The 13,211-nt window shown below is 74.1% G+C and carries 12 protein-coding genes; 4 read left to right on the plus strand and 8 right to left on the minus strand.

Annotated features, from left to right (window positions below):
* Positions 1 to 99 precede the first annotated feature (99 nt).
* Positions 100 to 621, minus strand: coding sequence for a cupin domain-containing protein (locus MXD57_RS15420; protein ID WP_250401998.1), 522 nt, complete (start codon positions 619 to 621; stop codon positions 100 to 102).
* A 33-nt stretch (positions 622 to 654) separates the two neighbouring features.
* Positions 655 to 1,026 (minus strand): DUF4267 domain-containing protein, encoded by a 372-nt coding sequence (locus MXD57_RS15425; RefSeq protein WP_250401999.1) that lies wholly within the window; start codon positions 1,024 to 1,026, stop codon positions 655 to 657.
* 87 nt (positions 1,027 to 1,113) lie between these two features.
* On the opposite strand from MXD57_RS15425, the gene MXD57_RS15430 reads away from it, so the two are divergent.
* Positions 1,114 to 1,701, plus strand: a complete 588-nt coding sequence (locus MXD57_RS15430) for a TetR/AcrR family transcriptional regulator (protein WP_250402000.1) — start codon at positions 1,114 to 1,116, stop codon at positions 1,699 to 1,701.
* A 14-nt stretch (positions 1,702 to 1,715) separates the two neighbouring features.
* Here MXD57_RS15430 and MXD57_RS15435 read toward each other — a convergent pair whose 3' ends face one another.
* The 5 genes from MXD57_RS15435 to MXD57_RS15455 all read right to left on the minus strand — a co-directional run bounded on the left by MXD57_RS15435 (position 1,716) and on the right by MXD57_RS15455 (position 9,039).
* On the minus strand, positions 1,716 to 3,953 hold the full coding sequence (locus MXD57_RS15435) for a putative bifunctional diguanylate cyclase/phosphodiesterase (RefSeq protein ID WP_250402001.1): 2,238 nt from the start codon (positions 3,951 to 3,953) through the stop codon (positions 1,716 to 1,718).
* 259 nt (positions 3,954 to 4,212) lie between these two features.
* The gene (gene ligA, locus MXD57_RS15440; RefSeq protein ID WP_250402002.1) at positions 4,213 to 6,408 is read right to left on the minus strand and encodes an NAD-dependent DNA ligase LigA; all 2,196 of its coding nucleotides are present in this window, start codon (positions 6,406 to 6,408) and stop codon (positions 4,213 to 4,215) included.
* Positions 6,409 to 6,423: 15 nt separating this feature from the next.
* Positions 6,424 to 7,461 carry a methionine synthase gene (locus MXD57_RS15445; RefSeq protein ID WP_374114698.1) on the minus strand — a complete coding sequence of 346 codons (1,038 nt, stop codon included), beginning with the start codon at positions 7,459 to 7,461 and terminating at the stop codon, positions 6,424 to 6,426.
* A 332-nt stretch (positions 7,462 to 7,793) separates the two neighbouring features.
* A complete protein-coding gene (locus MXD57_RS15450) occupies positions 7,794 to 8,492 on the minus strand; it encodes an SDR family oxidoreductase (RefSeq protein ID WP_250402003.1) in 699 nt (232 codons plus the stop codon).
* Positions 8,493 to 8,499: 7 nt separating this feature from the next.
* Positions 8,500 to 9,039, minus strand: a complete 540-nt coding sequence (locus tag MXD57_RS15455) for a TIGR00730 family Rossman fold protein (protein WP_250402004.1) — start codon at positions 9,037 to 9,039, stop codon at positions 8,500 to 8,502.
* Between the two features lie 51 nt (positions 9,040 to 9,090).
* Between MXD57_RS15455 and MXD57_RS15460 the strand changes: the two genes are divergently transcribed.
* From MXD57_RS15460 to MXD57_RS15470, 3 genes are all read left to right on the plus strand, one after another.
* Positions 9,091 to 9,423, plus strand: coding sequence for a DUF427 domain-containing protein (locus MXD57_RS15460; protein ID WP_250402005.1), 333 nt, complete (start codon positions 9,091 to 9,093; stop codon positions 9,421 to 9,423).
* Between the two features lie 63 nt (positions 9,424 to 9,486).
* Positions 9,487 to 10,266 (plus strand): alpha/beta fold hydrolase, encoded by a 780-nt coding sequence (locus MXD57_RS15465; protein WP_250402006.1) that lies wholly within the window; start codon positions 9,487 to 9,489, stop codon positions 10,264 to 10,266.
* Positions 10,267 to 11,049: 783 nt separating this feature from the next.
* A complete protein-coding gene (locus MXD57_RS15470) occupies positions 11,050 to 11,985 on the plus strand; it encodes a hypothetical protein (protein WP_250402007.1) in 936 nt (311 codons plus the stop codon).
* A 28-nt stretch (positions 11,986 to 12,013) separates the two neighbouring features.
* Here MXD57_RS15470 and mnmA read toward each other — a convergent pair whose 3' ends face one another.
* A complete protein-coding gene (gene mnmA / locus MXD57_RS15475) occupies positions 12,014 to 13,138 on the minus strand; it encodes a tRNA 2-thiouridine(34) synthase MnmA (RefSeq protein ID WP_250402008.1) in 1,125 nt (374 codons plus the stop codon).
* Positions 13,139 to 13,211: the final 73 nt, after the last annotated feature.

Consider the following 13,211-nt stretch of genomic DNA (forward strand, 5'->3'; position numbering starts at 1 on the left):
CGATCCTCTGGGGTGAGTGTGTGTGGTTTGGGGCCAATCCTATGGGGCGGCGGGCCGTGCCCGTGAAACGGATCGGCCACGCCCCCCTGGCCCGCGCCCTCACCCTTCGGCGGCCCGCTCGCCCGCTGCGTGGCGCCGGGTGTCCCGGGCCCGGCTCCTCAGGAAGTGGTTGTCGTACAGCTCCTGTACCTCCAGCAGGCTCTCGGGGGCGGCCTCGCCGAGGGCGATGCGCTGGAGGTGCCGGAAGTACTCGAAGCGTTCGACGCCCGGAGTGAGGACGATGAGCAGGTCGGCGTCGGCTCCGGGCACGGCGGCGAAGGCGTGCGGCCGGCCGGGCGGGACGACGACGAGGTCGCCCGGGCCGGCGGTGACGACGCCGTCGCCGGAGAGGATGTCGGCGGCGCCGTCCAGCAGGAAGAACATCTCGGCGGAGTGGTCGTGCCGGTGCGGTCCGGCGCCGTCGGCGCCCTCCCGGAGGGTGACCCGCTGGGTGGACAGGGCGCCTCCGGTCGCGCCGCTGTCGGCCAGCAGGCGGACGGTGGTGGGCGCGCGGCCGACCACCTCGGCCCCGGCCGCGCGGACGACCACGGTCTCGTCGAACTCCGGAACGAACAGCGACATCTTCGAACCCCCCTGGTGACGGTGGTGCCGTGGTCAGACGAGGAAGAGCAGGGCGGCGCTGATCAGCACGACCACCGCCGTGGCGAAGTGGACCCCGAACGCGACGGCCCGCGCACCACCGTGCCGCAGGACTATCAGCGTGTCACCGAGCGGTACGAGCGCCACGCACACCATGAACCAGGCCTCGGCCCGCGCTCCGGCGAAGGCCAGCAGCGCCAGGCCCACCACGCCGAGGACGCCGTCCCTGAGGCCCTTGATCGTGAGGTACGCCCCGGCGTCGCCGGCCGGGTCGGCCGGCACTCCGTAGCCGGCCGCGGCGGGCCCGGGCCGGAACAGGAAGCGGTAGCCGAGGAACAGGCAGAACAGGTCGAGCACGACAGCCAGGGTGTACGCGGTGACGGTCATGTCATCTCTCCTTGCTAGCAGCGCTAGTGATGCAAGCGAAGCTAGCAGAGCGGCAGCAGAAACGCTAGCGATGCTAGAATCGCGGTCATGTCGATCCAGACGCGCCGGGAGCGCGAACGAGCGGAACGCGAGCGGCTGATCGTCACGGCCGCACGGGAACTCGCCGAGGCGGAGGGCTGGGACGCGGTCACCACGCGCCGGCTGGCCGCCGAGATCGAGTACAGCCAGCCGGTCCTCTACAGCCACTTCAAGGGCAAGGGCGCGATCATGGCCGCGGTCGCGGTGCAGGGCTGCGCCGACCTGGCGGCCGAACTGCGCACGGCACGCGCGGGGGTGCGGGACCCGCGGGACCCGCGGGAGTCACTGGCGGCGGTGGCGCGGACCTACACGTCCTTCGCGCGGCGCCGGCCGGCCCTCTACGACGCGATGTTCACCCACCTGGTGGACCTGCCGTTCGCCACGCCGGAGGCCCCCGCGCCGCTGCAGGAGGCGTTCGGGGAGCTGCTGCTCGCGGTGGAGCCGGTCGCGGTGGAGGGCGACGAGCCGGGGCTGCTCACGGAGACGTTCTGGGCGGCCCTGCACGGGCTGGCCACGCTGATGCGCAGCGGACGGCTGCCCGAGGAGGCGCACGAGCGCAGACTGGCCCTGCTGGTCGGGCACTTCGCCGCAAGCTGATCCGCGGCCGGGCGCTACTCGGCGGCCGGCAGCGCGGCCCGCGGCCGCTGCCAGCCGCGCGACCCGCGGGCGCGCAGCCAGGCGGTCGTCTCGTCCGGCGGCATCGCCGCGGCGACCAGCCATCCCTGCACGGCGTCGCAGCCGAGGTCCCGCAGCCGTTCCCAGGTCTCGTCGTCCTCCACGCCCTCGGCCACGACGAGCAGCCCCAGCGAATGCGCCAGGTCGACCGTGCAGCGCACGATCTCGGCGTCCTCGGTGTCCACGGCGAGCCGGGCCACGAAGGAGCGGTCGATCTTCAGCTCGCTGACGGGGAGCCGGCGCAGGTGCACCAGCGAGGAGTACCCGGTGCCGAAGTCGTCCAGGGACATCTTCACACCGTGCCCGGTGAGCGCGGCGAGGGTGTCGGCGGCCCGCTGCGGGTCCTCCAGCAGCACGTGCTCGGTGATCTCCAGCTGCAGCGCCCCGGCCGGGACCCCGTGCCGCGCCAGCCGGGCGGCGACCGAGCCGGCGAAACCGGGCGTGTGCACGTCGCGCGGGGAGACGTTGACCGCCACCGGCACGCACAGCCCCTGCGCCCGCCAGGCGGCGACCTGCCCGAGCGCGGTCTCCAGCACGTACTCCGTCAGATGCGGCATCAGACCGGAGGACTCGGCGATCGCTATGAACTCGTCCGGCGGGACCTTTCCGCGCTCGGGGTGCACCCAGCGGACCAGCGCCTCGAGGCCGGCGACCTGCCCGTCGAAGCGCACCTTGGGCTGGTAGTGCAGCTGCACCTCGTGGGCGTCCAGCGCCCGGCGCAGATCGCCCAGCAGCCCCAGCCGGTCGGGGGTGTTGGAGTCCCGTTTGGACTCGTAGACCTCGACTCCGGTGCGGTCCCGCTTCGCCTGGTACATCGCCACGTCCGCCCGCCGCAGCAGCCCTTCGGCGTCCAGCGCGTGATCGGGGAACACGGCGACACCCGCGCTGGCCTCCAGGACCAGGGTCAGCCCGTCGAGGTCGAGCGGGGAGCTGAGTTCCGTGACCAGGCCGCGGGCGACGCGGGTGGCGGAGGTGGTGGAGTCGGCGACGGGCAGTAAGACGGCGAACTCGTCGCCGCCGAGCCGGGCGGCCTCCGCGCCGCGCGGCAGGGCCTGCCGGAGCCGGTCGGCGATCTGCAGCAGCAGCCGGTCGCCCGCGAGATGGCCGAGGGTGTCGTTCACCGAACGGAACCGGTCGAGGTCGATCAGCATGAGCGCGGCGCGGGCGCCGATCCGCTCGGCGTCGTCCAGGGCGGTCCAGATCCGGTCCAGCAGCCACTGCCGGTTGGGCAGCCCGGTGAGCGGATCGCGCAACTGCTCCTCGGCGCGGGCCCGGGCCATCCACAGCGTGGAGTCGAGGGCGATCAGCGGGATCGCGAACAGCGGCAGCAGGACCGGCCGGGCGTCGGCGACCACGCACACCAGCGGGGCGATGCCGAGCAGCGCCACGGCGAGCAGGCCCTGCCGGACCAGGGCGGGGCGGGCCACGGTGGGCAGGGGGCCGCCGCGCGGGGCGTGCGAGTACCACAGCAGGCCGCGGCTGACCGCGAGGTAGGCGGCCGCGACGAGGACCACCTCCGGTGCGGTGGCGATGCCCCAGCTCTCCGGCCGCCAGGGCTCCTCGACGCTCGGCACGCGCCCGAGGAGGCCGAGCACCAGGGCGCCGGCGCTGATCCCGAGGATGTCGACCGCGCCGTGCAGCACGCCCTGCCGCCAGCGCTGCCGTCTGGCGGTGCCGACCAGGACGACGACGGTGAGGCTGACCATCCCGGCCGGCATCCAGCCGTACAGCAGCAGGACGGCCAGGGTGAGGGCGGCGCCGGAGCCCGTGCCGCCCCACCAGCGGGCGCGGCCGAGCATCACCAGGTGGCCGACGATGATGCCGGTGAGCACGGCCAGCGACCAGCCCGGCGTCTCGCAGGGGAACAGGGCGTGATGGCCGGCGAAGGCGCGGGCGAAGCCCGCGGTCAGGGCGAGCGCGGCGGCGGCCACCAGGGCCGCGTGCGACGCGGGCCACGGCGGGCGGCGTTCGGGGTCGTCGCCGGGTGGTGTCCGGGCGGCCTCGACGGCCGGCGGGACCGCGGGGTGCGACTCGGGCGCGGCGCCCGCCTGGGCCGGGCGGGGCCGGGCGGGGGTGCCGGCGGCGCCCCGCCCCGTCCACCGGGTCCCCCGCCACGCGCCCGCACGGCGCAGGCGCAGCCGTACGCGCGCGGCGGCGCTCTCGGTCGGTTCCATTCCCGTCCCTCTCACAGCCGGCGGTGCCCACGCCACGCGGCCCGGTGCCCGACAACCATCAGCGGCTCCGCGTTGAACAATCCTTTCCCCACGCCCCTGGGGGCAGGGGGATGCCCCGACCGCAGCTCGGCACGGCAGGCGCACAGCTCAACAGTAGGCCGCTGAAGGCTTCCTCGGGCAGCGGTCGTCGACGGTTGCCCGAATGCGCCCGGGCCACCCGTATGCATCTGATATGCACCGATCGGGTGGCCTTCAACCGCTACTCCTCGGTCGGAAGCGCGACTTCGGCCGCCGCTCCGGGGCCCTCCTCCAACAGGACGCCGAATCCGGCCTCGTTCAGGACCGGAACCTTGAGCTGCATCGCCTTGTCGTACTTCGATCCCGGGTTGTCCCCGACGACCACGAACGAGGTCTTCTTGGAGACCGAACCGGTCACCTTGGCGCCGCGGCTCTGCAGTGCCTCCTTGGCGCCGTCGCGGGTGAAGTTCTCCAGGGTGCCGGTGACGACGACGGTGAGTCCCTCCAGCGGACGCGGGCCCTCGTCCTCGCCGGACGACGCGTCCTCCAGCGGAACCCCGGCGGCCTTCCACTTGCGGACGATCTCGCGGTGCCAGTCCTCGGCGAACCATTCCTTCAGGGCGGCGGCGATGATGGGACCGACGCCGTCGGTGGCGGCCAGCTCCTCCTGGGTGGCCTGTTCGATGCGGTCGGCCGAGCGGAACTCGCGCGCGAGGGCCTGTGCCGCGACCGGACCGACGTGCCGGATGGAGAGCCCGTTCAGGAAGCGGGCGAGCGGACGGGCCTTCGCCGCCTCGATGTTCTCCAGCAGCGCCAGCGTGTTCTTCTTCGGCTCGCCCTTCTGGTTGGCGAAGACCGCGACGACCTTGTCCTCACCGGTCCTGGGGTCCCTCTTGGGCAGGCCGCTGTCCGGGTCCAGCACGTAGGCCCTGATGGGCAGCAGCTTCTCCACCGTCAGGTCGAAGAGGTCGCCCTCGTCGACCAGCGGCGGGTCGGCCGGCTCCAGCGGCTGGGTGAGCGCCGCGGCGGCCACGTCGCCGAAGTGCTCGATGTCCAGGCACTCGCGGCCGGCGAGATAGGACACCCGCCCGCGCAACTGGGCCGGGCAGGTACGGGCGTTGGGACAGCGCAGGTCGATGTCGCCCTCCTTCATGGGCCGCAGCGGGGTGCCGCACTCGGGGCACTCGGCCGGCATCACGAACTCCCGCTCGCCGCCGTCCCGCAGATCGGCCACCGGGCCGAGGATCTCGGGGATGACGTCACCGGCCTTGCGCAGGACGACGGTGTCGCCGATGAGCACGCCCTTGGCCTTGACGACCTCCTGGTTGTGCAGGGTGGCGAACTCGACCTCGCTGCCCGCGACCGTGACCGGCTCGACCTGGGCGTACGGCGTCACACGGCCGGTGCGGCCGACGCCCACCTTGATGTCGATGAGCTTGGTGTTGACCTCTTCCGGGGCGTACTTGTAGGCGATCGCCCAGCGCGGCGCCCGCGCCGTGGAGCCGAGGCGCCCCTGGAGGCGCAGTTCGTCCAGCTTGACGACGACACCGTCGATCTCGTGTTCCACGGAGTGCCGGTTCTCGCCGTAGTGGGCGATGAACTCCCGTACACCGTCGAGGTCGTCGACCACGCGGTTGTGCCGGGACGTGGGCAGCCCCCAGGTCTTCAGCAGGTCGTAGGCCTGGGAGAGACGGGTCATGCCCGTGAAGCCCTCCAGGGCGCCGATGCCGTGCACGACCATGCGCAGCGGGCGGGTGGCGGTGACGCGCGGATCCTTCTGGCGCAGTGAGCCGGCGGCGGCGTTGCGGGGGTTGGCGAAGGGCTTGTCCCCGGCCGCGACCAGGCGCTCGTTGAGTGCGAGGAACTTCTCCATCGGGAAGTAGACCTCGCCGCGGATCTCGACCAGGGCGGGGACGTCGTCCCCCTTCAGGCGGTCCGGGACGTCCGCGATCGTGCGGACGTTGGGCGTGATGTCCTCGCCGGTGCGGCCGTCGCCGCGGGTCGCCGCGCGCGTGAGGCGGCCGTTCTCGTAGGTGAGGTTCACGGCGAGGCCGTCGACCTTCAGCTCGCACAGGAAGTGGTACTCCTGCTCGCCCAGTTCCCTGGCGACGCGGTCGGCCCAGGCGGCGAGCTCGTCGTCGTTGAAGGTGTTGTCCAGGGACAGCATCCGCTCGCGGTGCTCGACCGCGGTGAACTCCGTCGCGTAGGACCCGGCGACCTTCTGGGTCGGCGAGTCCGGCGTGCGCAGCTCCGGGTACCGTTCCTCCAGCGCCTCCAGGCTCCTCAGGAGCCGGTCGAACTCGGCGTCGCTGACGACCGGGGCGTCCTTCACGTAGTACCGGAAGCGGTGCTCCTCGATCTGCTCGGCGAGCTGCGCGTGCTTCTCCCGTGCCTCGGCGGGCACCGCCGTCTCCGCCTGCTGCTTGTCGCCGGCCACCGTGTCGTCCTCCCGTTACTCTGGGTTGTCCGCGAGGGATCTCGCCGCCCGGACGCAGTGGGCGAGCACCTGGCGTGCGTACGCGGGAGAAGCGCCCGCGAGACCGCATGCCGGGGTGACCGTGACCGCTTCCGTGAGCAGCCCGGGGCGCAGCCCCAGCCTGCGCCACAGCGTCCTGACACCCATGACGCTACCGGCAGGGTCCGACAACGGGCCGTCCGTGCCCGCCACGACACCGGCGAACAGGCGGATGCCGGCCTCCACGGCCTCACCCACGGCGTCGTCGTCACGTTCGGTGAGGAGCGAGGCGTCGAAGGAGACGGCGTCGGCACCGGCCCGGCGCAGCAGGGCGAACGGCACGTCGGGGGCGCAGGAGTGGACGGCGACCGGGCCGTCGCCGTGCGCCGCGATCACGTCCCGCAGCGTGGCCTCGACGACCTGCCGGTCCACGGCCCGGTGGGTGCGGTAGCCGCTGGCGGTCCGCACCCGGCCGCTCAGCACGGCGGTGAGCGAGGGCTCGTCGAGCTGGAGCACGAGCCGGGCGCCGGGGACGCGGCGCCGCACCTCGGCGAGGTGCAGCCGCAGCCCCTCCGCCAGCGAGGCGGCGAGGTCGCGGCAGGCGCCCGGGTCCGACAGCGCGGCCTCCCCGTTCCGCAGTTCCAGGGCGGCGGCCAGGGTCCACGGCCCGACGGCCTGCACCTTGAGGTCGCCCCGGTGGCCCTGGGTGAACTCCTCCAGCGCGTCGAGGTCCTCCCCGAGCCATGACCGGGCCCGGCTGGTGTCCCGGCCCGGCCGGTCGCCGAGCCGCCAGCCGCTGGGCTCCACGCGCGCGTACAGCTCGACCAGCATGCCGGCGGTGCGCCCGATCATGTCCGCGCCGGGCCCGCGCGCGGGCAGCTCGGGCAGGAACGGAAAGTCCTCGAAGCTGCCGGTGACGGTCCTGGCTGCCTCCCGGGCGTCGCTGCCGGGCATCGAGCCGATCCCGGTGGCCCCACCGAAGCGAATGTTCTCGTCCACGGAGTGAAGCCTAAGGGCTGTCCCGTGATCTCCCATGGGTCGGTGCACGGCGGCGGACGCGGTGCGTCGCAGGGCGGAGGGCCGTCCTCGTACCGGGCGTGTTCGGGCCGTCCGAGGACGCGGCGAGGTGCCGTGGCCGGCGTCGTGCGCCCGCCGGGGATCGCGGGACGGTCCTTGGTGCCGCGCCGGTCGGGGTCCGCCCGTCGAGGAGCGGCGTGCGGTGGGTGCTCCCGGCGTGCCCGCCGGAAGCCCCCGTACTGGGTCCCGGGCTTCCGGCGGGTGCGGCGAGCGTGCCCGCCGGGCGCCGCGACGGCGCGAACCCGGGCCGGCGCGGCACTGGTCGGCGTCACGCCCCGGGTGGCCGGCGGTCAGCGGCCCGGACGCACCGTCAGGTCGTTGATCTCCGCGTCCCGCGGCAGGTCCAGGGCGGTCAGGATGGTGGTCGCCACCGACTCGGGGTCGATCCACCGTGCGGCGTCGTACTCCTTGCCCTCCTGGTGGTGGACCTTGGCCTGCATGGGGCTGGCCGTACGCCCGGGGTAGACGGAGGTGACGCGCACACCGTTGCCGTGCTCCTCCTGGCGCAGGGAGTCCGCCAGCGCCTTCAGGCCGTGCTTGGAGGCGGCGTACGCGGACCAGCCGGCGTGGGCGTTCAGGCCGGCGCCGGAGTTGACGAAGATCACGTGGCCGCGGGCGGCGCGGAGCTGGGGCAGGAAGTGCCGGGTCAGCTCGGCGGGGGCGATCAGGTTGACGTTGAGCTGGTGGCGCCAGGACTTGGGGGTCAGCTCACCGACCTCGCCGAGGTCCACGACTCCGGCGACGTGCAGGAGCGAGTCGACCCGTTCCGGCAGCGTCTGGTGGGAGAAGGCCCAGGAGAGCTTGTCGGGGTCGGCGAGGTCGCCCACCAGCGTGCGCGCCCCGGGGAACTCGGCCGCCAGTTCCTTGGCGCGGCCCGCGTCGCGCGCGTGCAGGACGACGTCGTCCCCGCGCGCGTGCAGACGGCGGGCGACGGCCGCGCCGATGCCGGAACCGGCCCCGGTGATCACATGAGTAGCCATGTCCGCCATGCTCGCATCAGCAGGCGGCGGGTGACCGCTCGAGGTGGGCCAGGGCGTCCGCGGGCTCCTCGGCGAAGAACATCAGCTCGGCGAGCGGACGGGGCAGGAAGCCCTCCTCGTCCATGCGGCGGAACTGCTGCCGGAGGCCGTCGTAGAAACCGGCGGTGTTCAGCAGCACCACCGGCTTGTCGGTGCGGCCGTGCTTCTTCAGCTCGAGGATCTCGGTGGCCTCGTCCAGCGTCCCCGTGCCACCCACCATGATCACCACCGCGTCGGCCTTCTCCAGCAGCAGCCTCTTGCGCTCGGCGAGGTCGGCGGCGATCACCATCTCGTCGGCGCCGGGGCGCGCCTTCGCCACGAGGAAGTCCACGGAGACGCCCAGCAGCCTGCCGCCCGCCTCCTGCACGCCGTCGGCGACGACCTTCATCAGGCCGACGTCGGAGCCGCCCCAGACCAGGGTGTGACCGGCCTTGCCGAGCCGTTCCGCGAACTCGCGGGCGGGCCGGGTGTAGCGCTCGTCGAGGTCGGCGGCGGAGAGGAAGACGCAGACGTTCATGGCCTCCACCGTACGCGGGAAGAAGTCCGGGCCCCCGGGCGCTGTCCCGGTATGACCCGAGGACACACGATCACCATCGAACAGGGTGCGCGGCGCGTGCGCGCGGTGCACGGCGGCCAGGTGCTGGCGGAGACCGACCGGCCCCTGCTGCTGCGCGAGACGGGCTGTCCGGTGCGGTACTACATCCCCGCCGAGGACGTCCGGCTCGAACTGCTGACGCCGTCCGGCACCCACACCGTCTGCCCCTTCAAGGGCACCGCCTCCTACTGGTCGCTGCCGGACGCGCCCGACCTGGTCTGGGCGTACCCGGACCCGAAACCGGACGTGGCCGCGATCAAGGACCATCTGTGCTTCTACGAAGTGGAGGAAGTCGAAGAAACGTGACTCTTCACGACACCGACGTGTCGTGACCGGTGAGTCCCTGCCCGTGCGGCAGTCTGCACGGGCATGGACAAGAAGACGACTTCCCGCGACGGCACCTCCCTCGCGTACCGAGTGATCGGCCGGGGGCCGACGGTGATCCTGGTGAGCGGCGCGATGTCCACCGGTGGCACCGTGGCGCCCCTGGCGCACCGGCTCGCGGACCACTGCACGGCCGTCGTCTACGACCGCCGGGGCCGCGGTGAGAGCGGTGACACGGCGCCGTACGCGGTGGAGCGCGAGGTCGAGGACCTGGCCGCGCTGATCGACGCGGTGGGCGGCGCGGCGGGTCTGTTCGGGGTCTCCTCGGGCGGCGCGCTGGTGATCGAGGCGACGGCGAGCGGCCTGCCGGTCCGTCAGGCCGCCGTGTACGAGGTGCCGTTCGCCGACTTCCTGGACGGCGGCGCCGGCAAGCGGGCGTACACCGAGCGTCTGCGCGCGGCGCTCTCCGAGGGCCGCCGCGGGGACGCGGTGGAGCTGTTCCTGCGGCTGACGGGCCTCGGCGAGGAGACGATCCGCAGCGCGCGCGAGTCACCGATGTGGGCCGGCATGGAGTCCGTCGCGCCCAGTCTGGCGTACGACGACGCGGTCCTGGGCGACGGAGTGCTGCCCGGGGAGCGGCTGGCCGCGGTCTCCGTGCCGCTCCTGTCGGTCGCGGGCGGCGCGAGCCCCGGGTGGATGCGCGAGGCGGCCGAGGCGGTCGCCCGGACCGTGCCCCGGGGCACGTACCGCGCCCTCGAGGGCCAGACCCACGCCGTGGAACCGGAGGTACTGGCGCCGGTCCTGGCGGAGTTCTTCAGCGGCTGAGCGGGTTCCTCACCGGCCGGCCCGTGCGGACGGGAAACGGGTCCGGCCCGGTGGGGCGGTGCTCCGGACCCGTCCCCGCCCCCGGACCGCCGCCCGGACCAGCCCCCGCCCCCCGGGGCCACTGCCCGGACCAGCCCCCGCCCCCCGGGGCCACTGCCCGGACCCCGTCCCCCCGGCACCGGCCCGGACGGCCTGGAGCCCTCCCCTGCGGGCCGGATCGCGCCGGGGCCCTCCCCGGCACCCGCCATGGCCTCCCCGGTCCGCCCGCCGAGGTGCGCCGGGAGGGGCCGCACGGGCCCTCCCGGAGCCGTTCCGCCGGGGCGGGGACGGCTTCCCGCGGGAAGGCCCCCGGTTCCGGCCCCCTGCCGAGGCCGTCCGGACTCCGTCTCCTGGGGTGGGTCCGGGCCCCGTGGCGGCCGTCCCCGGACCCACCCCGGGTGCGCGCCGGCGGCGTGTGGGGTCGTCGCCGGCAGGCACCCCTCGGAACGCCCCGCGCGGCCGGGCCGCTTCTGCCGCGTGGGCGGGGATCGGTGGGAGACCTGCGGTTTCTCCCTGCCGAGAGGGTGGTGACCGGGCGGAAGGAGCGCGCCCGGACGCCTGTGGACGAGCATCGGTGAGTGACGGCGCATGGTCAACGCCCGGCGTCCCCGCCCGGGCCCCGGTGTGAACGAACCGCGTACGGCTGTGAACACCGCGCCGCTTACCGCTGGTAGCATCACGGCGCCCTCGGCCCGCCCGCGGTCCGGGAAGTGAATGTTCACGGCGGAGCGTAGGGAGGCTCCCTTGGTGAAAGCACGGCCCGGCGGACCGGACGCGGAGGCACGGCTCACCGAGGCGCTGCGCACGGGCCCCTTCGCGCTGGCCCTGCGGACGGCGCTGACGGCCCGCGGGCTGGCACTGCACCGGGTGCGGCACCGACTGGAGCAACGCGGCGTCAGCGTGGGTGTCACCAGCCTGAGTTACTGGCAGCGCGGCGTCCGCCGGCCCGAGCGGCCCGAGTCGCTGCGGGCGGTGACCGCGCTGGAGGAGGTGCTGGAGCTGCCGGAGCACGCCCTGACCCGGCTCCTCGGACCGCGCGCGCCGGCCGACCCGCCGGTGGCACGGCCGTTCAGGATGCTGGTCGGCCCGGACTCGGCGCTGGAGCGGCTGCTCGCCGAGCTGGAGGCACCGAGCGACGGCGGGCTGCACACCGTGCTGCAGTACGAGCGGGTGCGGATCGATGCCGAGCGCCGGCTGGCCAGCCGCGAGGCCGAGCACGTGGTGCGGGCGCACCGGGACGGCACGGACCGCTACGTCGCCATCCACTGCGGCGAGACCGGCTGCGACACCGGGCGGATGCGCGTGGTGGGCCTGGAGAACTGCCGGGTCGGACGGGTGCGCCGCGCGCAGGAGGCGGGCATGGTGGCCGTGGAGCTGCTGTTCGACGCGCGGCTCGCGGCGGGCGAGACGGCGGTGCTGCGGTACCGCTTCGAGGACGGCACCGGCGAGCCCAGCCAGGAGTACTACCGGGGTTTCAGCTACGCGGGCGGCGCCTACGTGCTGCAGGTCGCCTTCGACCGGGCGGCGCTGCCGGTGCGGTGCCGCCGGTTCGGGCGGCCCACGGTGCAGGCGCCGCCCGAGTTCCGGGGCGACCTCACACTGAACGCGCACGCCACGGTGCACATCGTGGAGCCCGAGATCCGCCCCGGGCACGTGGGCGTGACCTGGGACTGGGAGTAGGCCCGGGCCGTCGGTCCCTCAGCGGCTCTCAGGCCACGGGGGCCTCGGCCCGCACCGTGGTCGCGATCGTCGCCGAGCCGACCACGCGGGTGCCGTCGTACAGCACGATCGCCTGGCCGGGGGCGACGCCCCTGACCGGCTCGGTGAACGAGACCTCGAGCGTGCCGCCGGCGAGTTCCGCCCGCACCTCGCTCTCGCCGCCGTGGGCCCGGAGCTGGGCGGTGTAGGTGCCCGGGCCGGCCGGGGCGGTACCGCACCAGCGCGGCCTGACCGCAGTCAGGGCGGTGACGTCCAGGGCGGCGGCCGGGCCGACGGTCACGGTGTTGTTCACCGGGGAGATGTCGAGGACGTAGCGCGGCTTGCCGTCGGGGGCCGGGGTACCGATCCGCAGGCCCTTGCGCTGGCCGATGGTGAAGCCGTAGGCGCCCTCGTGGGACCCGACGACCGCGCCGGACTCGTCGACGATGTCGCCCTCGGCCCTGCCGAGCCGGTCGGCAAGGAAGCCCTGGGTGTCGCCGTCGGCGATGAAGCAGATGTCGTGCGAGTCCGGCTTCTTGGCGACGGCGAGGCCCCGGCGCTCGGCCTCGGCGCGGATCTCGTCCTTGGTGGTGACCGTGTCGCCGAGCGGGAACAGCGCGTGGGCGAGCTGTCGCTCGTCCAGCACTCCGAGGACGTAACTCTGGTCCTTGGCCGTGTCGGACGCCCGGTGCAGCTCGCGGGAGCCGTCCTCGCGCGTGATCACCTGGGCGTAGTGACCGGTGCAGACGGCGTCGAAGCCGAGGGCGAGGGCCTTGTCGAGCAGCGCGGCGAACTTGATCTTCTCGTTGCAGCGCAGGCAGGGGTTGGGGGTGCGGCCGGCCTCGTACTCGGCGACGAAGTCCTCGACGACGTCCTCGCGGAAGCGGTCGGCGAGGTCCCAGACGTAGAACGGGATGCCGATGACGTCGGCGGCGCGGCGGGCGTCACGCGAGTCCTCGATGGTGCAGCAGCCCCGCGCGCCGGTGCGGAAGGACTGCGGGTTCGCGGAGAGCGCGAGGTGGACGCCGGTGACGTCGTGCCCGGCTTCCACGGCGCGCGCGGCGGCGACGGCGGAGTCGACGCCGCCGGACATGGCGGCGAGGACGCGGAGGGGGCGCTGCGGGGTCTCAGTCATAACCCTTCCAGGGTACGGGGCCGCGGGAACCCCGGCCGCCGTGCGTCCGTTGACGATCACGGCGGACGGGGCA

The sequence above is a fragment of the Streptomyces cellostaticus genome, from assembly GCF_023630175.1.
GTDB classification, from domain to species: domain Bacteria; phylum Actinomycetota; class Actinomycetes; order Streptomycetales; family Streptomycetaceae; genus Streptomyces; species Streptomyces cellostaticus_A.

Bases quoted from the DNA above. Each gene is read 5' to 3' on its own strand.
- MXD57_RS15420 (WP_250401998.1), bottom strand. From the start codon at position 621: ATGTCGCTGTTCGTTCCGGAGTTCGACGAGACCGTGGTCGTCCGCGCG.
- MXD57_RS15425 (WP_250401999.1), bottom strand. From the start codon at position 1,026: ATGACCGTCACCGCGTACACCCTGGCTGTCGTGCTCGACCTGTTCTGC.
- MXD57_RS15430 (WP_250402000.1), top strand. From the start codon at position 1,114: ATGTCGATCCAGACGCGCCGGGAGCGCGAACGAGCGGAACGCGAGCGG.
- MXD57_RS15435 (WP_250402001.1), bottom strand. From the start codon at position 3,953: ATGGAACCGACCGAGAGCGCCGCCGCGCGCGTACGGCTGCGCCTGCGC.
- MXD57_RS15445 (WP_374114698.1), bottom strand. From the start codon at position 7,461: ATGGGAGATCACGGGACAGCCCTTAGGCTTCACTCCGTGGACGAGAAC.
- MXD57_RS15450 (WP_250402003.1), bottom strand. From the start codon at position 8,492: ATGGCGGACATGGCTACTCATGTGATCACCGGGGCCGGTTCCGGCATC.
- MXD57_RS15455 (WP_250402004.1), bottom strand. From the start codon at position 9,039: ATGAACGTCTGCGTCTTCCTCTCCGCCGCCGACCTCGACGAGCGCTAC.
- MXD57_RS15460 (WP_250402005.1), top strand. From the start codon at position 9,091: ATGACCCGAGGACACACGATCACCATCGAACAGGGTGCGCGGCGCGTG.
- MXD57_RS15465 (WP_250402006.1), top strand. From the start codon at position 9,487: ATGGACAAGAAGACGACTTCCCGCGACGGCACCTCCCTCGCGTACCGA.
- mnmA (WP_250402008.1), bottom strand. From the start codon at position 13,138: ATGACTGAGACCCCGCAGCGCCCCCTCCGCGTCCTCGCCGCCATGTCC.